Origin of the sequence: Micromonospora sp. WMMD882 (assembly GCF_027497255.1) — a bacterium.
GTDB lineage: Bacteria > Actinomycetota > Actinomycetes > Mycobacteriales > Micromonosporaceae > Micromonospora.
Genome location: NZ_CP114903.1, coordinates 4186261 through 4204059, shown reverse-complemented (window position 1 = coordinate 4204059; position 17799 = coordinate 4186261). Strand labels below are relative to the sequence as shown.

Here is a 17799-nt window from a genome sequence, read left to right as displayed (position 1 = left end):
CGCCAACCCAGCACAGGCAAGGAGACACCCCATGTCCGTCGAGGTCGAGCCGGACCCCCGCACCACCGCGCCGTCGCTGGGCGCCCTGCTGGCCGGCGGCTACCAGGCCGCGCCCGACGACCACGAGGTGGTCAGCGCCCCGGAAGGCGTCCTGGACGGCAGCGGGTTCCGGCGGGCCGTCGACGCGTTGCGGGCCCGGCTGCGGTCGGTCGGCCCGACGACCGGGGAGCCGGTGCTCGCCGTGACCACCGGGGCCGCGCCGGTCGCCCTGGTCGTCGCGTACGCGGCCCTCGCCGAGGGGTGGGCCTACTCGGTGCGCAGCCCGTCCTGGCCGCAGCCCTACCTGCGGGCGGCCGGCGAGCGGGTGCCGCCGACCATGGAGGTCACCGGGGCCGAGGCGCTGGCCGGGCCGGCGGGCGGCGACGAACCGGCTCGCCCGCCCCGCGAGGTGCCCGACGTGCTGCTCAGCCACCTGCTGTTCACGTCCGGGTCGACCGGCGCGCCGCGCGCCATCGGCACCGAACGGCGGGCCCTGGCCCACCACCTCGACGTGCTGCGGACCGCGTTCCCCGTCGGCCCGTCCGACGTGGTGCTCCAGCTCGCCCCGCCGCACCTCGACGCGAGCCTGCGCGACCTGCTCCACCCGAGCCTGACCGGGGCCCGGATCGTGGCCGGCAGCCGCCGCGACGGCCGGGTCGACATCGTCTCGGTGACCCGGCAGCTCACCGCGCGGCGGGTCACCCACATCCTCAGCGTGCTGCCGTCGGTGCTGTTCGAGATCGCGACGCAGTTGTCCGAGCAGGGCGACCAGGCGCCGCTGGTACGGCAGATCGCGGTCAGCGGCGAGGCGCTGACGCCCCGGGCGCTGTCCGCCGCGCGGCGGGCCTTCCCGGCCGCGACCGTGGTGAACCAGTACGGCCCGAGCGAGACCACGATGACCGCCACCCGTCGGGTCATCGCGCCGGGGCAGGCCGACGACTCGGACGGCGCGCACGTCGGCCACCCGTACCCGGGCTACCGGGTGCGGATCGGTGACCGGGAGTCGATCCGGATCGGCGGGCCCGGGGTGGCGCGCGGCTACGTCGGCGACCCCCGGGCCACGGCCGCCGCGTTCCTTCCCGCCCCGGACGGCCGGGGGGCCCGCGAGTACCACACCGGCGACGTCGGCGAGCTGACCGCCGACGGCGCGCTGCGGCTGGCCGGGCGCTCCGACGACCAGGTGAAGGTGCTCGGCCACAAGTTCCCGGTGTCGGCGGTCGCGGCGGCGCTGGAGGCGCTGCCGTCCGTGCGGCGGGCCGCCGCGCTGTGGGTGACCGAGCCCGGTCAGCAGCCGCGCCTGGTGGCGTTCGTCGTCGGCCGGGAACCCGGCGTCGGGTCCGCCGACTACCAGCGGCAGCTCGCCGACCAGGTGCCGTACTGGATGCTGCCGAACGCGATCGAGGTGCTGGCCGAGCTGCCGCTGCTGGCCAACGGCAAACTGGACCGCAAGGGGCTGCTGGCCGGGCTGACCCCGCCCCCCGCCGGGTCCGCCGCCGAGCCGGCCGCGTCGCCCGCGGAGGCGCTGCGCGCGGTGTGGTCCCGGCTGCTTCGTCGCCGGGACGTCGGCGGCGACGACGACTTCTTCATGATGGGCGGCAACAGCCTGCTCGCGCTCAAGGCGATCGCCGAGTCCCGCGCGGTGGTGCCGGAGCTGACCGTCAAGGCGTTCTTCGCCGAGCCCACCATCAACGGCGTCCTGCGGCTACGGAGCGGGTCGTGACGCTCAGCGTCACCACGTCGAACGCCGGCGGCCCCTCGGCCCCCGCGTCGACCCCGCTGCGGCACTGGGCGGACCAGATCTGGCTGAAGTGCGAACACGAGCAGGTGTCCGGCTCGTTCAAGTACCGCGGCGCGTACGCGGCCGTGGCCACGTCGCCCAGCGGCCACTACGTGACCGGCTCGTCCGGCAACCACGCGCTCGCGCTCGCGCACGCGGTCGCCGCCCTCCGGCCCGCCGCCCGGGTCACCTGCTTCGCCACCTCGATGACCCCGGACAAGTCGGCCCGCCTCGGCGGTCTCGGGGTGGAGCTGCGCCTGGTCCCGGGGGACAACGACGCCCGCGACCGGGCCGCCCGCGAGTTCGCGGCCCGGGCCGGGGCGGCGTTCGTGCACTCGTCCGACGACGGCCGGATGGTGGCCGGCGGGGCCGCGCTGGCCAACGAGATCCTCGCCGAGCTGCCGTCCGCCGCCCGGCTGGTCGCCCCGGTCGGTGGCGGCGGACTCCTGGCGGGGCTGCTGCTGGGCGCGCGCGGCGGCGACCACGACGTCGAGGTCGTCGGCGTGGAGCCGGCCGGCGCGGCCCGGATGCGGCTCAGCCTGGAGCGGGCCGCGGTGACCGCGCTGCCCACGGTCGACACCGTCTGTGACGGCGCGCGGGCGGTCCGGCCGTCCCGGCTGCCGTTCGAGATCGCCGTCGCGCTGCGCCCACGGCTGCGGTCCGTACCCGACGACCGGGTCCGGGCGACCCGGGACGAGCTGGACCGGCGGGGCCTGTGGGTGGAGTACACCGCCGCGCTCGCGCTGGCCGCGACGCCGTTCGACGACGGACGGCCCACCGTCGTCGTCCTCACCGGAGGTAACCGATGACCACGACACCCGGACACCGGATCACCGAGCGCCAGGTGCGACCCGGCCTCGACGCCGGCTCCGAGCTGGCCGCCCGCGCCGACGAGCTGCTGGCCGCCGCCGCCACCGACGGGCCCGTCCTGGTCCGTGGCCTGGGCATCGGCGGACCGGACGACCTGCGCGACGCGCTGACCGCGCTGGGCCTGCGCACCCTGTCGTACGTGCAGGGGAACTCGCCGCGCACCGAGCTGGCCACCGAGATCTTCACCGCGACGGACTTCCCGCCGGAGTTCCCGATCTCGCTGCACAACGAGCTGTCGTACACCACCCGCTGGCCGCGGTACCTGGTCTTCGCCTGCGTGACGCCGGCGGCCTCCGGCGGCGCGACCACCGTGGCGGGCGGGGCGGACGTCGCCGCCGGGGTCTCGCCGGGGCTGCTCACCAAGTGCGCGGACCTCGGTTTCCGGTACCGCCAGTTCCTGCACGGCGGGCACGGGTTCGGCCTGAGCTGGCAGACCACGTTCGGCGGCGACGACCCGGCGCAGGTGGACCGGGTGCTGGCCGCCGAGCCGGACGCCGAGGTCGTCTGGTGCGACGACGGCGTCGAGATCAGCCGGCGGCGTCCCGGGCTGGCCGTCCACCCCCGCACTGGGGAGCGGGTGTGGTTCAACCAGGCCGAGCAGTGGGACCCGTCGAGCCAGCCGGCCGACGTCGCCTCGGCGATCCGTGAGCTGCTGCCGCCGGAGCGCTGGCCGCACCGGGTCGAGTGGGGCGACGGCAGCCCGGTGTCGGCCGACGAGCTGGCCGAGATCCGCGCCGTCTACCAGGCCCACACCGAGGGGGTCCCGTGGCGGCGCGGCGACCTGGTGGTGGTGGACAACATGACGTCGATGCACGGCCGCGCGCCGTACGTCGGCGAGCGCAAGGTGATCGTGTCGTTGGCGGAGGAGGCGCGATGAGCAGCTCGACGTTGGCCGACCGGCTGGCCCGTACGGTGGCGGGGACGCCCGACGCGGTGGCGCTGCGCGACGGCCGGACCACGCTCACCTACCGGCAGCTCTGGGAGCGGACGGCGACCATCGGCGCCGCCCTGCGCGCCCGGCTCGGCAAGGACGGCATGGTCGCCCTGCTCCGGCCGCGTGACCTCACCCAGGCGCTGGTGCTGGTGGCCTGCGTCCGCGACGGGCTGCCGGTGCTGGTGCTGGACCCGGGCGTGCCGGTCGAACGGCTCCGGCAGATCGTCGCGCCGATCCCCGAGGGCGTTGTCGTCGCGGCCGACGACGCGCCGGGCCCCCGCCTGGGGCCGGGCTGGACGCCTGCCGACCTGCCCACCGTCGACGGCGGGAGCGGCCGGCTCGACGGCGGGACCGGCCCGGTCGACGGGGACCGGCACGACCCGATCGTGGTGATCGCCACCTCCGGCTCGTCCGGCCGGCCGAAACTGGTGGCCCTGGAGCACGCCGGGCTCGACAACCGGATCATGTGGGCCGTCCGGGAGTTCGACCTGACCCGCCGGGACGTGTTCGTGCACTGCTCGGCCCCGGGCTTCGACTTCGGGCTGTTCGAGGTGCTGTGCCCGCTCGTGCTGGGCGCGACCCTGGTGCTGCCCGACCCGGACGCGCACCGCGACCCGGAGGCGCTGCTGGCCGCCGTCCGCGAGCACGCGGTCACCGTCCTGCACGGCACGCCGTCCCTGCTGCGGCAACTGAGCCGCCTGCCCGGCCTGGCCGACACGAACCTGCGGATCGTGTTCAGCGGCGGCGAGGCGCTGACCACCGGGCTGGCCGCCACCCTGGCCCGGGCCACCGGCGCGGAGGTGGTCAACGAGTACGGGCCCACCGAGACCACCGTCGACTCGCTGGCATACCGGTGCCCGGCCGACGGCGGCGACGGGGATCTCGTCCCGCTGGGCGTCCCGATCGACCGGACCGGCGCGTACGTCGCCGACCCGGACGCCGAGGGCCGGGGTGAGCTGCTGATCGGCGGGGCGGGCGTGGCGCGCGGCTACTACGGCGACCCGCGGGCCACCGCGGCGGCGTTCGTGCCGGACGAGAGCACGCCGGGCGGCCGGCGTTACCGCACCGGGGACCTCGTCCGCCGGGACGGGGACGGGCTGTTCCACTTCCTCGGCCGGGGCGACGACCAGATCAAGGTGCGTGGCGTACGCATCGAGCTGGCCGAGGTGCGGGCGGCGTACCGGCGGCACCCGCTGGTGCTGGACGTGGTGGCGGGCGGGGTGACCACCCCGGACGGGACCCGCCTCGCGGTCGCCGTCGAGGTGGCCGACGACACCGTTCCCGCCGCCGAGCTGCGCCGGTTCACCGGCGTCTACCTGCCGCGCGCGTTCCAGCCGGACCGGCTCGACGTGACCGAGTCCCTGCCCCGGCTGCCGAACGGCAAGGTGGACCGGCAGGCCGTCGAACGCGGCTGGGCGGCGGCCTTCGCGGACGTGCCGGAGCAGCCGGCCGCGCCGAGAGCCCGGACGGCGGAGGTGGACCTGCTCGGCACGCTGCTGCGGGTGGCCGGCGAGGAGCTGGGCCTGGAGCGGGTCGAGCCGTCGGACGACTTCTTCGCGCTGGGCGGGCACTCGCTGCTGGCCGGCCGGGTGGTGTCGGTGGTGGAGGCCGAGACGGGCCGCTCCATCCCGTTGCGGGCGTTCTTCAACGCGTCGTCCTTCGCGGAGATCATCGAGTTGACGGAGGCGGGGTGGGCACGTGACGGCGTCTGAGACCACGCTGCTGTCGGCGCCGGCGGTGCTCGCCGCCGCGTGGCGGGAGCACGCCTTCGCCCGCGAGCAGGTGCCCGTGTTCGGCGACCTGGCCGCGCCGACCGGCACGACGTACGAGCACTTCCGCGACCTGGTGCCGGTGACCCGCAAACCCGACTACCGCACCGGGTTCCCGACCCGGGTGGTGGCCCGGGGGGCCGACCTGGCCGCCCCGGACGTGCTGATGAGCCACAGCTCCGGCACCGGCGGTGACCGGCTGACCAGCGTGTCCCGGCTGTACGACCTGTCCGCGCGGCAGGAGACCACGATGCGCACCCACCCGACCTTCGCCGCGCTGCTGTCGTCGATCTCCGGCCAGCGGGTCGGCCGGTACGCCGCGCCGAACTGCTCCGACGTGGAGTGCGCGAACCCGCTGACCACCATCGCCGACCGCACCCTGCGCGACGGCACCCTGGTGCTGCCGGTGGCGCACGACCTGTTCACCACCCCGGAGCGGATGGTGCGGCAGGCGTTGTCCGAGCTCCAGGAGTACCGCCCGCACTGGCTCTACACCGACGCGACGCACCTCAGTTTCCTGATCACCAGGGCCCGGGCGGCCGGCATCGACCGGTTCCCCGGCGTGCGGGCGGTGCTGCTCACGTACACCCGGGCCACCGCGACCGCGAAGCGGATCATCCGGGACTTCTTCGGTCCGTCGGTGCCGGTGGTCGAGGTGATCTCCATGTCGGAGCTGGGCTGGGTGGCGATGGAGTGTCCCCGGGGCCGGATGCACCTCAACGCCGAGTCGTTCCTGGCGGAGCTGCGCGCCGACGGCGACGGACCGGCCGGCGAGCTGATGCTCACCACCGTCGGCGACCGGCTCTCCCCGCACCTGCGGTACGCCACCGGCGACATGTACAGCCGGTACGGTGACGCCTGCCCGTGCGGGGCGACCAGCCCGTCCGTGCGGCTGGAGGGTCGTGCCTCGGAGGCCCTGCACGGCGTGGACGGCGTCGTGCTGTGGCCCCGGGCGGTGGACGAGATCGTCGGCGCCCCGGACGGCATGCTCGCCTACCGGGTGCACCAGGACGAAGCCGGCGACGTGGAGTTCAGTTACCTCCCGATGGCCGACGGCATGCCGTCCGACGAGCCGGAACGTATCGGCGCGGAGCTGGCGAACCGGCTGAAGGGCCGGCAGGTGCGGGTCCGGGAGAGCGGCTACCTGGCGTCCCAGCGGTCCGGCAAGTACATCAGTTGCACCAGCGCCTACCTGGTGGGAGACCCACGATGAAGCCGCTGTGCCCGCGTACCGACTTCCCGCCGCTGGACGGCGGCGTGCCGCACGTGCCGGACCTGGTCTACCTGGACAGCGCGGCCACCTCGCTGACCCCGCGACCGGTGATCGACGCGGTCCGGTCCTACTACGAGACGTCGTCGGCGAACATCCACCGTGGTAAGCACATGCTCTCCGACCTGGCGTCCGAGGCGTACGAGGAGTGCCGGTTCGCGGTGGCCGACTTCCTGCGGGTCCGGCACAGCGAGGTGGTCCTCACCCGCAACACCACGCACGGGCTGAACATCCTGGCCAACGGGCTGCCGCTGACCCCCGAGGACCGGGTGCTGGTCGCCGCCGACAACCACCACAGCGCGCTGCTGCCCTGGCAGCGCCGGTGCGTGACCGAGCGGATCGGGACGGGCGACGACCCGCAGGCCTCCTACGCGGCGTACCGGGCCGCGCTGACCGCCGGGCCGCCGCCGCGCGCCGTCGTGCTGAGCCACTGCTCCAACGTCACCGGCATCTACCTGGACGTGGCGCCCTGGGTGGCCGCCGCGCGGGAGGTGGGCGCGCTGGTGATCCTCGACGCGGCCCAGACCGCCCCGCACCGCGAGCTCGACCCGGTCGGCCTGGGCGTGGACGCCGTGGTGTTCTCCGCGCACAAGATGCTCGGCCCCACCGGCATCGGCGTGCTGTGGGCCGGCACCGAGCTGCTGGAGTCGCTGACGCCCACCGAGATCGGCGGCGGCACCGTGGACTGGGTGGACGACGACGGCTTCCGGTGGCGGGCGGTGCCGCACCGGCTGGAGGCCGGCACCCCCGACGTCGCCGCCGCGTACGGCTTCACCGCCGCCCTCCAGTACCTGCGGCGGACCGGCATGCGGCGGATCCGGGAACACGACCACGAGGTCGCCGGGCTGATGGTCGACGAGGCGCGCAAGCGTGACCTGTCGTTCCTGGGCGACCGGAACTCCTCGGCCGAACGCGCCGCCACGCTGAGCCTGTTCTGGCCGGGCATGAGCGGGGCCCGGATGGACGTGCTCGCCCGCGCCCTCAGCGACTCGTACGGCGTGATGTGCCGCAGCGGCTACCTGTGCTCCCAGCCGCTGGTGACCAGGCACGCCGAAGGCCCGGTGCTGCGGCTGTCCGGGTACGTCTACACCGGCGCGGACGACGTGACCCGGGCCTTCGCCGCGCTCGACGAGCTGGCCGCCGCCGGGATGGCGTCGTGACCGGGCCGGCGGTACGGGCCGTCTTCGACGCGGCGGCGCAGGACGGGCCGGCGCCGCTCGACTGGTCCGCCCCGATCACCCTGGCCGCGCTGGCCGCCGCCGGGCCCGACGAGGCGACGCGGCTGGTGCTCGACGTCGGCTGCGGCGAGGCCGGGGCGTACCGGGGCCCGGTCGGGCTGGGCCCGGACGTCACGGTGGTCCTCGGCGACCTGTCGTACGGGGCGCTGCGGCACGCGCGGGCCGCCGGGCGGCCACTGGCGCAGCTCGACGGCGTGGCGCTGCCGTTCGCGACCGGATCGGTGGACCGGATCGTCTGCTCGCTGACCCTCGGGTTCAGCTCCGACCCGGTGGCGGCGCTCACCGAGTTCGCCCGGGTCCTCGCCGACGACGGACGCGCGGTGGTGGCGGAGCTGTCCCGGCAGCGGGACGCCAGCCTGGCCTTCACCCAGCGGCTGCTGGCCGAGGAACTGGCCGGGGCCGGGGTGTCCGGGCCGCTGCGGACGCCGCTGCCGCCGCTGCGGCGGATCGCCGGCCCGGCGGGTCTGCTGGTGACCGCCACCCGGGAGGAGACCTTCCCCACCGGGATCACCTCGCCGGACCACTGCTGGGACTGGTTCACCTCCACCCACCGCACCGCGCTGGCCCGGATCGGGCGGGACCGGGTGGACCGGCTGCGGGAGCGGATCGTCACGGCCGCCGCCGACGCGCTGGCCGCCGGGCCGCTGCGCTCCGCGCAGGGCGTCACGTTGACGGTGCTGACGCCGGCGGCAGGAGCGCCCCGGTGACCGCCAACGCCCCGGCGGAACGGGCCGCCGCCGTCGCCGAGGAGCTGGCCAAGAGCAGCTCCGGCCCGTTCTACGTCACCCCGGACGGCCTCCAGACCCCGATGCTGGAACGGCTCGGCACGCTGGTGTCGCTGGTCAACGTGGTACGGGAGGACATCGCGATCGCCAGCGGCGCGGGCGCCTGCCTGGGCGGGCGCTCACCGGTGGTGCTGATGCAGAACTCCGGCCTCGGGCAGAGCGTCAACGTGCTGGCCTCGCTGGTGCAGCCGTACGGCCTGGCCATGCTGCTGGTCGTCGGGCTGCGGGGCACCGGGCCGGACCGCACCGAGGAGAACCTGCTGATGGGCCGGATGACGCCGGTCGTGCTGGAGGCGGCCGGCATTCCCGCGTACCGCTGCGCCGAGGACGACCCCCGCGCGGCGGTCGTCGCCGCCGCCGCGGAGGTCGCGGCCGGCCGTACGGCGGCGGTGCTGCTGCCCCCGGACCTGTTCGGCTGGGAGGCCGGCACATGACGACGAAGAACGAGGCGGTGGCGCACATCCTGGACGCCGCCGGCGACACGCCCACCGTCTTCACCACCGGCTACACCTGCCGGATCGCGCAGAGCCTCGGGCCGCGCCCGCAGGACTTCTATGTCACCGGGTCGATGGGGCTGGTCGCGGCGGTCGGCGCGGGGCTGGCCGCCGCCCTGGACCGCCCGGTGTTCGTGGTGGACGGCGACGGCAGCCTGCTGATGAACCTGTCGGTGCTGTGCACCATCGGCGAGCAGCCCGACCTGCCGCTGACGCACATCGTGCTCGACGACGGCCTGTACGCCTCCACCGGCGGGCAGCACACCGGCTCGGGCGGGTGCGACTTCGTGGCGATGGCCGGGTGCGCCGGATACCCGTCGGCGTTCCAGGTCGGCGACGTCGACGACTTCACCCGTACGCTGCGCCGCCGGGCGGCGGGGGAGCGCGGGCCGATGCTGGCGCGGTGGCGGCTGCCGGCGGTGGTCCCGTATCCGGGCCCCCGGGTCGCCGGGCCGCTGCGCCGGCACGCCGCCGAGTTCGGCGCCGCGGTGCGCGGGGCACGGCGGTGACCCCCCGGGCGCGCCGGCCGGTGGCGGGGCCGACCCGGTCGGACCAGCGCCGGCCGGTGGCGGGGCCGACCCGGTCAGACCAGCGCCAGCCGCGACCGCAGGTGGGCCAGGATGTCGTCCCGGGCCACCTGGCAGAACGTGATGTGCTCGCCCGGCAGGACCACCGTGTCGGCCCGTCCCGCCGTGACGTCGGCCCACGACTCCGGCGGGGAGAAGTCGTGCTCGGCGTAGAACGCCACGATGTCGCACGGCAGCGGCTCGGCGGGGCGACGGCAGCCGACCAGGAGGTCCATGTCGGCACGGCAGATCGGCGCGGTGATCTCCACCATCTCCTCCAGCACCGGGCCGCTCAGCTCGGCGGCGAGCTGCCCGAGCAGGCCACGGGCCAGCCGCAGGTCGTCCTCGTGGGTCGGCTTGGTGGAGTACGCGAAGGGCTCGACGTCCGGCGGCGCGTTGCCGGCGGTGGCGAGCAGCGCGGGCGGCTGCGGCATCCGGCGGGCGACCTCCATGGCGAGCAGCGCGCCGAAGCTGTGCCCGAACAGCACGACCCGTTCGGTGGGCAGCGCGGCGACGGCCTCGGCCAGCTCGGTGGCCAGGGCGTCCAGGCTGGTCGCGAACGGCTCCCGGAACCGGCCGCCGCGCCCGGGCAGGTTCACCGCGAGGAACGCCCAGCCGGGCGGGGCGGCGGCGACCCACTCCCGGAAGTAGCCCGGCCCGGCGCCCGCGCCCGCGAACAGCACGAGGGTGACCGACGGAGACTCGGGGGCCCTGCCGATCGGCACCAGAACGGACGGGGATGCGGGCATCAGGGCGCTCCAACCTCGGGCTCGACGTGATCGAAATGTATGGGGAAACGAACAGCAGGGGCAACCCGGGGAGGAAGAACATGAGCGAGGAGCTCTACCACGTGGTCGTCAACGACGAGGAGCAGTACTCCGTCTGGCGGGCCGACCGTGACGTGCCGGCGGGCTGGCGGACGGTCGGCGAGCCGGCCCCGAAGGAGGCGTGCCTGGACGAGATCGAACGGGTCTGGACCGACATGCGCCCGGCCAGCGTGCGCCGCTGGATGGAGGAAAGCAGCCGGTGACCTCCGCGACCGCGTCCACCCGCCCGCCGCTGTCCGCCGAGCAGATCGTCTTCTGGTTGGCGTCGCTGGAGGGCGCGGCGGACTCGTTCCTCACCCTGTCGGTGGGGTACCGGCTGCACGGCCGGCTCGACGTGGCGGCGCTGCGGGACGCGGTCGACCGGCTGGCGGCCGAGCAGGACCTGCTGCGCAGCCGGGTCGAGCACGGGGCGACCGGGCCGGTCTGCGCGCCCGGCGACCCGTGCCGGCTGGACGTCCGGGACCTGCGGTCGTTCCCGCCGGACGAGGCGGAGCGCCGGGCCCAGGCGATCAGCATGTTCGAGTCGACCCGGGAGTTCCCGCTGACCAGCGGGCCGTTCGCCCGGTTCCGGCTGCTCCAGCTCGCCGACACCGAGTTCGTCCTGCTGGTCACGGTGCACCACATCGCACTGGACGCCGAGTCGGTGCCGGTGATCGAACGTCGCCTCTCCGCGCACTACCGGGCGGCGCGGACCGGCGCGGACGTGCCCGCGCCGGTGGCGGGCTACCACGACTACGCGTCGGAGCAGGCCGCCCTGCGGCTCACCGCCGAGGCGGAGCGGTTCTGGTCGGCGCTGCTGAGCCGACCGCCGCTGCCCACGTTGCGCTGGCCGGGCGGGGCCGCCCCGGCGGCCGACGACGCGCCGGAGACGGTGCACTGGTCCGAGCTGGGCGGCCCGGCGTGGGAGGCGGCCCGCCGGCTCGCCGAACGCGCCGGCAGCACCATGCACACCGTGCTGCTCGCGGCGTTCGTCGACGCGTGCGTCACGCTGTGCGGCCTCGCCCCGGGCGACGAGTTCGAGGTGGGCGTGCCCACCTCGATGCGCTGGGACAGCCGCTGGCAGGACGTGGTGGGCCCGTTCATCCACACCCTGCCGGTCCGGTTGCCGGCCGGGGACGGCCCGGACGTGCTCCGGCGGGTCCGCGAGGTCCGGCTCCGGACCATCGACCTGCTGGACCACCTCCAGGTGCCGTTGAGCCGGCTGCACCAGTCGCTCGCCGGTGACCGGACGGCGGGCCGCGCCCGACCGGCGGTGGCCTTCCAGTACCTCGACGGCGGGGAGCACGAGCTTGACCTGGCCGGCGTCGAGGTCGCCGGCTACCCGCGCCCGCGTCTGGGCGTGCCCCCCTTCGACCTGAGCCTGGTCGTGTACCGGACCCCGGACGTGCCCCGGATCAGGATCATGACGAATCCCGCGGCGGGCGTGACCGCCGCGACCGCCACCGCCCTGCTCGCCACGTTCGAGCAGGTCCTGCTGGACGGAGCCGGGTCGTGACGGCCGCCCCGGACGCCCGGCGCACGCTGATCGTGCTGAACGTGGTCAACGGCGCCGGCGACGGACTGCTGGTGCCCACCCTGGTGCTGTTCTTCGTGGGGCGGGTCGGGTTGGGCGGCGGCTCGGTCGCGTTCGGGCTGAGCCTGGCCGGGGTGGCCGCCGCGCTCCTGCTGACGCCCCTGGCCCGGCTCGCCGAACGGATCGGCCTGCGCACCGCGATGGCGCTGGGCTACCTGGTCCAGGCCGTCGCCGTCGGCGCGTTCGTCCTGGTCACCAACTGGTGGACGTTCATGCTGCTGCTCGCCGTGTCGAACAGCGCCGCCGCCGCCACCATGCCGGTCCGGCAGGCGCTGATCAGCGCGTACGTCGGGCCCGAGCAGCGGGTGCGGGTCAGCGCGATGAACCGGGCGGCGTTCAACGCGAGCTTCGCGGTCGGCGCGGTCGCCGCGGGACTCGTGGTGACCGTCGGCACCGACGTCGCGTACCGCGCGCTGATCCTCGGCGACGCGCTGTCGTTCCTGCTCGCCGCGGCCGTCACCATGACGCTGCCGGTGGTGGCCCGCAAACCGGCGGTGAGCCGGATCCGCTGGCGGATCCTGACCGAGGACCGGTCGTTGACCTACGTCGCCGGGCTGATCGGCGTGCTGTTCCTCTACGGGGACATCATCGCGGTCGGTCTGCCGCTGCTCGCCGTCGGCGACGACGCCATGCCGACCTGGGTGATCCCGGCGGCGTTCCTGCTGAACACCGCGATGACCGTCGCCCTGCAGGTGCGACTGAGCCGGGGCGGCGACGACGTCCGGTCGGCCAGCCGGATCGGCGCGCGGGCCGGCGGCCTGTTCCTGCTCGGTTCGGCCCTGGTCGGGGTGGCCGTGTGGGGCTCGTCGTGGCCGGTGCTGGTGATCGTGTTCGCCGGCGTCGTGACGCTCACCCTCGGCGAGCTGTGGGCGTCCACGGCGACCTGGGGCCTGGCCTACGGGCTCAGCCCGACCGGACGCGCCGACCAGATCGGGCTGTTCAGCCTGGGCGGCATCCTGATGCGTACGGTCGCGCCGAGCCTGGTCGCCGTGTCGGTGCTGAACCTGGGCTACTTCGGCTGGCTGCTGATGGGCCTGGTCATGGGGGTGGCCGGTCTGCTGCTGATCCCGGCGGCGCGGGCCGCCGAGGGACGCGTCCGCCGGTACGCGCCGGCCGCGACGACGGGCGCCGGGGTGGAGGGGTGACACGGATGCGGCTCGTGCACGAGGCGGTCGCGGAACGGGCCGCCCGGCAACCGGACGCGGTGGCCGTGGTCGACGCCACGCGGACGCTCACCTACCGGCAGCTCGACCGCCGGGCGAACCGGCTCGCCCACCGGCTGCGCGCCGCCGGGGTGCGCGTCGAGACGCCGGTGGCGGTGCTGATGGGCCGGTCCGCCGACCGGGTCGTCGCCCTGCTGGCGGTGCTCAAGGCCGGCGGCGCGTACCTCTGCGTGGACCCGGACGGGCCGCCGGCCCGGCTGGCCCACATCCTCGACGAGGCGGCCGTCCCGGTGGTGGTCGCTGCCACCGCCGGTACGCCGGCCGAGGCTGCCACCGCCGGTACGCCGGCCGAGGCTGCCACCGCCGGTACGCCGGCCGAGGCTGCCACCGCCGGTACGCCGGCCGGAAACGTCGGCGGGCGGCCGGTGCTGTCGCCGGACGACGGGGAGAGCGACCGCCCGCCCGACGTGCGGATCCCGCCCGCCGCGCTCGCCTACGTCAGCTACACCTCGGGCTCGACCGGACGCCCGAAGGGGGCGCTCAACGAGCACCGGGGCCTGGCCAACTTCTGCGCCTGGCACGCCGGGACGTTCGGGCACCACGCCGACGACCGGGTCACCCAACTCGCCCACGTCGGCTTCGACGGCTCCCCGTACGAGCTGTGGCCGAGCCTGGTCGGCGGATCGTCGGTGTTCGTGGTGGACGACGGCACGCTGGCGGACCCGGCCGCGCTGACCCGGTTCCTGGTCGAGCACCGGATCACCCGCTGTTTCCTGCCGACCGGGCTGGTGGCCCCGATGGTCGAGCAGGAGTGGCCGGACCCGGGCCGGCTGCGTACGGTGTCGGCCGGCGGCGACCGGCTGCGCTGGCCGTCCGCGCCGGTGCCGTGGCAGCTCGTCAACGTCTACGGCCCCACCGAGACGTGCGTCATGATGACCGCCGAGACCGTCGCGCCCGACGGGGGCCCCGAGCCGTTCCCGCCCATCGGCCGGGCCATCGACGGGATGTGGACGTCCGTTCTCGACGACGACCTGCGGCCCTGCCCGCCCGGCGTGGCCGGTGAGCTGTTCGTCGGCGGTGTCGGCGTCGGCCGGGGGTACGTGGGCAATCCGCGGCTCACCGCCGAGCGGTTCCTGCCCGACCTGTACGGGCCCGCCGGTGCGGTCATGTACCGCACCGGTGACCTGGTGCGCGAGCTGCCGGACGGGCGGCTGGAGTTCCTCTCCCGGCTCGACCACCAGATCCAGGTCCGCGGGTTCCGGGTGGAGCCGGGCGAGATCGAGGCGGTGCTCAACGGGTGCGCCGGGGTACGGGAGGCGCTTGTCGACGCCTCCGCCGACCGGATCCTCGCCTACGTCGCCGGCTCGTGCGACCCGGCGACGCTCCGTGACGAGCTGCGCCGGCACCTGCCCGACTACATGATCCCGTCGGCGATCGTCACGATGCCACGGTTGCCGCTGACCGCCAACGGCAAAGTGGACCGGGCGGCGCTGGCGGCGCTGCCGACCGGCGGGTCCGCGCCGCCGGTCGGTCCGGTCGAGACCCGGCTGGCGGCCATGATGGCCCGGACGCTGGGGGTCGCCGAGGTGGGCCGGGAGGACGACTTCTTCGCGCTGGGCGGGCACAGCCTGCTCGCCGCGGGGCTGGTCGCCCAGGTCCGGTCCGACCTGGCGGTGGACATCTCGGTGCGGGACTTCCTGGGCGCCCCGACCGTCGCCGGACTGGCGGATCAGCTCACCAGGGGCGTGGACTCCAACCGCACCGCGACGGACAGGTAGCTGGAGGCGAAGGAGAGGTACCGGAACCGGACCTGGAACGCCTCGACGAACTCGGTGAACGCGCGGTACTCGTGCTGCCGCCAGCCGGGGTAGTTGAGGAACTCGTCGAAGACGATGATCGACCCGGCGCGCAGCCGGGGGGCCAGGCCGGTCAGCACGGTACGCGCGCTGGAGTAGAGGTCCGCGTCGACGTGCAGCAGCGCCACCGGCGCGTCCGTGCCGGCCAGGTACTTCGGCAGCGTGTCCTCGAACATGCCGACGTGCAGCGTGGCGTTGGCCGGCAGGTCGGCCGGCAGCTCGCCGCCGGTGCCGAACATCCCGGTCGGACGGTCGTGGGTCCAGTCCTCCGGCAGCCCCTCGAACGAGTCGAAGCCGTGCACCACGCGGTCCTCGAACTGGTCGCAGAGGATGGCCAGGGTCTGCCCGCCGGCCACCCCGAACTCCAGCACGTCGCCGTCCATGTCCACGCAACGGCAGGCGTGCCGCAGCAGGTTCTGCCGGCCCACCAGGTTCTTCGCCGAGGCGAAGTGCTCCTCCAGGAAGCGTGCCGCGTCCACCGCCGCCAGGATCCTGGCCATCCGCGAGTAGTCGAACGGCCGGGTCTGCCGCTCGTCGCTCGGCGGGTACATCTCGGCGGGATGCCGGTACAACGCCCGGTCGACGACCATGGCCAGCGACTCCAGCAGGTCCTCCGACTCGACGGACATGTCGTGTCTCCTCTCGGTCTGCGGTGATTGTCGGCCCTCACGCCGCCCGCGTCCACCCGGGGCCCGGCCCGGGGTGCGCGCGCGGTTGATCACGGTGAGAATGGCCCGGGGTATCCTTCCCCCCGTCGCAGGCCGCTGACCTGCGACGCCGGGTGGAGACCGTGCGGGTGTCGGCGACGGGGAGTCACGGATGTGCGGAATCGCCGGATGGGTCGACCTGAGTCGTCACCTTGACGACGAGGTCGAGCTGATCGCCCGCATGACGGACACGTTGCGGCGACGCGGACCGGACGGGCGCGGCGTGTGGGTGGACCGGCACGCCGCCCTGGGGCACCGTCGGCTGGCCGTCATCGACCTCGACGGCGGCCAGCAGCCGATGACGGAACGCGTCGGCGACGAGACGGTCGCCCTCACCTACAACGGCGAGCTCTACAACTACCGGGAGCTGCGCGCCGAGCTGACCGCGCACGGGCAACGGTTCCGCTCCGCGTCCGACACCGAGGTCCTGCTCCGCGCGTACCTTCAGTGGGGGGTCGACTGCCTGACCCGGCTGGACGGCATCTTCGCCTTCGCCGTCTGGGACGGCCGCACCCGGGAGCTGCTGCTCGCCCGGGACCGGATGGGGGTCAAACCGCTGTACTACCACCCGTATCCGGGTGGGTTGATCTTCGCCTCCGAGCCCAAGGGGCTGCTCGCCCACCCGGCGTTCCAGCCGGAGCTGGACGTCGAGTCGCTGCCGATGCTGCTCAACCCCCGCCTCACCATGCCCGGCGAGACACCGCTGCGCGGCATGCACGAGGTGCGCCCCGGCCACCTGCTGCGGCTGAGCCCCGGCGGGCTGCGCGAGTCGGCGTACTGGCGGCTGACGTCGTACGAGCACGAGGACAGCCTCGACGACACCGTGGCCACCGTACGTGAGCTGCTGGAGAGCGCGGTCGCCCGGCAGTTGGTGGCGGACGTGCCGGTCAGCGCGATGCTCTCCGGCGGACTCGACTCCACCGCCGTGTCGGCGCTGGCGGCCCGCCACCTCGCCGGCGGCGAGACCCTGCGCACCCACTGCGTCGACTTCGTCGGCGACGACCGCAACTTCCGGCCCACCGCGATGCGGCCCGAACGGGACGCCCCCTACGCGGCGGCGGCGGCCCGGCACATCGGCACCGAACACGACGAGGTGCTGCTGGACACCGCCGACATCCTGGCCGCCTTCCCCGTCGCGCGGGCGGCCCGTGACCTGCCCAGCTTCGGCCAGTTCGACACGTCCATGCACCTGCTGTTCGCGCGCATCCGGGAACAGTCCACCGTGGCGCTGTCCGCCGAGGCCGCCGACGAGCTGTTCGGGGGTTACCCGTGGTACCACGACCCGGCCATGGTCGGGCGGGACAGCTTCCCGTGGCTGGGCGACGCGCCGCGCCTCGCCGACTCGCTGAGCCCCGAGATCCGTACCCGGATCGACCCGGCCGGTCAGGAGCGGGACCGCTACCGGACGCTGCTGGCCCAGGTGCCCCGACTGCCCGGCGAGACCGGCCACGACGCCCGGATGCGTGAGGTGCTGTACCTCAACATGCTCGGCCCGCTCGCCTGCCTGCTGGACCGCGCCGACCGGATGAGCATGGCCGTCGGCCTGGAGGTACGCGTCCCGTTATGCGACCACAGGCTGGTGGAGTACGTCTGGAACGTGCCCTGGCGGCTCAAGGCCGCCGGTGGCCGCCCCAAGGCGCTGCTCTCCCGCGCGGTGGCCGACGTCGTGCCGACCGCCACCGTCGAACGCCGCAAGAGCGGCTACCCCGGCACCCACGACCCGGACCACGAACGGGAGGTGCTGCGGGCCATCGACCGGCTGCTCGACGATCCCGGCTCCCCGCTCGCGCCGCTGCTCGACGCGGACCGCGTCCGCGCCCTGGTCGGCGGCCACGGCGACACCATGACCTGGATGAACGCCGCGCACCTGTTCACCCCGATCGTGGAGATCGACACCTGGCTGCGGACGTACGGCGTGCGGGTGCGCTGAC

Annotated in this window: 16 protein-coding genes; 14 read left to right on the top strand and 2 right to left on the bottom strand. The window is 74.9% G+C overall.

Annotated elements, in window-relative coordinates; all coding sequences use genetic code 11:
- The first annotated feature begins 31 nt into the window (after nt 1–31).
- Genes O7606_RS17695 through O7606_RS17655 form a run of 9 tightly spaced genes read left to right on the top strand, consistent with a single transcriptional unit; the run spans nt 32 to nt 9685 of the window.
- Nucleotides 32–1759 carry a non-ribosomal peptide synthetase gene (locus O7606_RS17695; protein WP_281595135.1) on the top strand — a complete coding sequence of 576 codons (1728 nt, stop codon included), beginning with the start codon at nt 32–34 and terminating at the stop codon, nt 1757–1759.
- Nucleotides 1756–2625, top strand: coding sequence for a pyridoxal-phosphate dependent enzyme (locus O7606_RS17690; RefSeq protein ID WP_281595134.1), 870 nt, complete (start codon nt 1756–1758; stop codon nt 2623–2625). The genes O7606_RS17695 and O7606_RS17690 overlap by 4 nt, the downstream gene beginning before the upstream one ends.
- Entirely contained in the window at nt 2622–3563 is a 942-nt protein-coding gene (locus tag O7606_RS17685; protein ID WP_281595133.1) for a TauD/TfdA family dioxygenase, read from the top strand. Before O7606_RS17690 ends, O7606_RS17685 begins: the two co-directional genes overlap by 4 nt.
- Nucleotides 3560–5332 (top strand): non-ribosomal peptide synthetase, encoded by a 1773-nt coding sequence (locus O7606_RS17680; protein WP_281595132.1) that lies wholly within the window; start codon nt 3560–3562, stop codon nt 5330–5332. Before O7606_RS17685 ends, O7606_RS17680 begins: the two co-directional genes overlap by 4 nt.
- Nucleotides 5319–6602 carry a phenylacetate--CoA ligase family protein gene (locus tag O7606_RS17675; RefSeq protein WP_281595131.1) on the top strand — a complete coding sequence of 428 codons (1284 nt, stop codon included), beginning with the start codon at nt 5319–5321 and terminating at the stop codon, nt 6600–6602. The genes O7606_RS17680 and O7606_RS17675 overlap by 14 nt, the downstream gene beginning before the upstream one ends.
- Entirely contained in the window at nt 6599–7819 is a 1221-nt protein-coding gene (locus tag O7606_RS17670; protein ID WP_281595130.1) for an aminotransferase class V-fold PLP-dependent enzyme, read from the top strand. The genes O7606_RS17675 and O7606_RS17670 overlap by 4 nt, the downstream gene beginning before the upstream one ends.
- Nucleotides 7816–8604 carry a class I SAM-dependent methyltransferase gene (locus tag O7606_RS17665; RefSeq protein WP_281595129.1) on the top strand — a complete coding sequence of 263 codons (789 nt, stop codon included), beginning with the start codon at nt 7816–7818 and terminating at the stop codon, nt 8602–8604. The genes O7606_RS17670 and O7606_RS17665 overlap by 4 nt, the downstream gene beginning before the upstream one ends.
- A complete protein-coding gene (locus tag O7606_RS17660; RefSeq protein ID WP_281595128.1) occupies nt 8601–9116 on the top strand; it encodes a hypothetical protein in 516 nt (171 codons plus the stop codon). The genes O7606_RS17665 and O7606_RS17660 overlap by 4 nt, the downstream gene beginning before the upstream one ends.
- Entirely contained in the window at nt 9113–9685 is a 573-nt protein-coding gene (locus O7606_RS17655) for a thiamine pyrophosphate-dependent enzyme (protein WP_281595127.1), read from the top strand. The genes O7606_RS17660 and O7606_RS17655 overlap by 4 nt, the downstream gene beginning before the upstream one ends.
- Nucleotides 9686–9759: 74 nt before the next feature.
- Here the strand turns inward: O7606_RS17655 and O7606_RS17650 are convergent, their stop codons facing one another.
- Nucleotides 9760–10491, bottom strand: a complete 732-nt coding sequence (locus O7606_RS17650; protein WP_281595126.1) for an alpha/beta fold hydrolase — start codon at nt 10489–10491, stop codon at nt 9760–9762.
- Between the two features lie 80 nt (nt 10492–10571).
- On the opposite strand from O7606_RS17650, the gene O7606_RS17645 reads away from it, so the two are divergent.
- The 4 genes from O7606_RS17645 to O7606_RS17630 are packed head-to-tail and all read left to right on the top strand — an operon-like array spanning nt 10572 to nt 15083.
- Nucleotides 10572–10772 carry an MbtH family NRPS accessory protein gene (locus O7606_RS17645; RefSeq protein WP_281595125.1) on the top strand — a complete coding sequence of 67 codons (201 nt, stop codon included), beginning with the start codon at nt 10572–10574 and terminating at the stop codon, nt 10770–10772.
- Nucleotides 10769–12064, top strand: a complete 1296-nt coding sequence (locus tag O7606_RS17640) for a condensation domain-containing protein (RefSeq protein ID WP_281595124.1) — start codon at nt 10769–10771, stop codon at nt 12062–12064. Before O7606_RS17645 ends, O7606_RS17640 begins: the two co-directional genes overlap by 4 nt.
- Entirely contained in the window at nt 12061–13287 is a 1227-nt protein-coding gene (locus O7606_RS17635; protein ID WP_281595123.1) for an MFS transporter, read from the top strand. Before O7606_RS17640 ends, O7606_RS17635 begins: the two co-directional genes overlap by 4 nt.
- Nucleotides 13288–13292: 5 nt before the next feature.
- The gene (locus O7606_RS17630; RefSeq protein ID WP_281595122.1) at nt 13293–15083 is read left to right on the top strand and encodes a non-ribosomal peptide synthetase; all 1791 of its coding nucleotides are present in this window, start codon (nt 13293–13295) and stop codon (nt 15081–15083) included.
- Here O7606_RS17630 and O7606_RS17625 read toward each other — a convergent pair.
- Complete coding sequence (locus O7606_RS17625; protein WP_281595121.1) at nt 15035–15790, bottom strand: class I SAM-dependent methyltransferase; 756 nt, start codon at nt 15788–15790, stop codon at nt 15035–15037. The genes O7606_RS17630 and O7606_RS17625 overlap by 49 nt on opposite strands.
- Nucleotides 15791–15980: 190 nt before the next feature.
- Here O7606_RS17625 and asnB point away from each other — a divergent pair, with 190 nt between their 5' ends.
- On the top strand, nt 15981–17798 hold the full coding sequence (gene asnB / locus O7606_RS17620) for an asparagine synthase (glutamine-hydrolyzing) (protein ID WP_281595120.1): 1818 nt from the start codon (nt 15981–15983) through the stop codon (nt 17796–17798).
- Nucleotide 17799: the final 1 nt, after the last annotated feature.

What these genes read in the sequence shown, in the direction of transcription:
- O7606_RS17680 (WP_281595132.1), top strand. Translation starts at nt 3,560, where the DNA reads ATGAGCAGCTCGACGTTGGCCGACCGGCTGGCCCGTACGGTGGCGGGG.
- O7606_RS17650 (WP_281595126.1), bottom strand. Translation starts at nt 10,491, where the DNA reads ATGCCCGCATCCCCGTCCGTTCTGGTGCCGATCGGCAGGGCCCCCGAG.
- O7606_RS17685 (WP_281595133.1), top strand. Translation starts at nt 2,622, where the DNA reads ATGACCACGACACCCGGACACCGGATCACCGAGCGCCAGGTGCGACCC.
- O7606_RS17670 (WP_281595130.1), top strand. Translation starts at nt 6,599, where the DNA reads ATGAAGCCGCTGTGCCCGCGTACCGACTTCCCGCCGCTGGACGGCGGC.
- O7606_RS17625 (WP_281595121.1), bottom strand. Translation starts at nt 15,790, where the DNA reads ATGTCCGTCGAGTCGGAGGACCTGCTGGAGTCGCTGGCCATGGTCGTC.
- O7606_RS17695 (WP_281595135.1), top strand. Translation starts at nt 32, where the DNA reads ATGTCCGTCGAGGTCGAGCCGGACCCCCGCACCACCGCGCCGTCGCTG.
- O7606_RS17630 (WP_281595122.1), top strand. Translation starts at nt 13,293, where the DNA reads ATGCGGCTCGTGCACGAGGCGGTCGCGGAACGGGCCGCCCGGCAACCG.
- O7606_RS17655 (WP_281595127.1), top strand. Translation starts at nt 9,113, where the DNA reads ATGACGACGAAGAACGAGGCGGTGGCGCACATCCTGGACGCCGCCGGC.
- asnB (WP_281595120.1), top strand. Translation starts at nt 15,981, where the DNA reads ATGTGCGGAATCGCCGGATGGGTCGACCTGAGTCGTCACCTTGACGAC.
- O7606_RS17645 (WP_281595125.1), top strand. Translation starts at nt 10,572, where the DNA reads ATGAGCGAGGAGCTCTACCACGTGGTCGTCAACGACGAGGAGCAGTAC.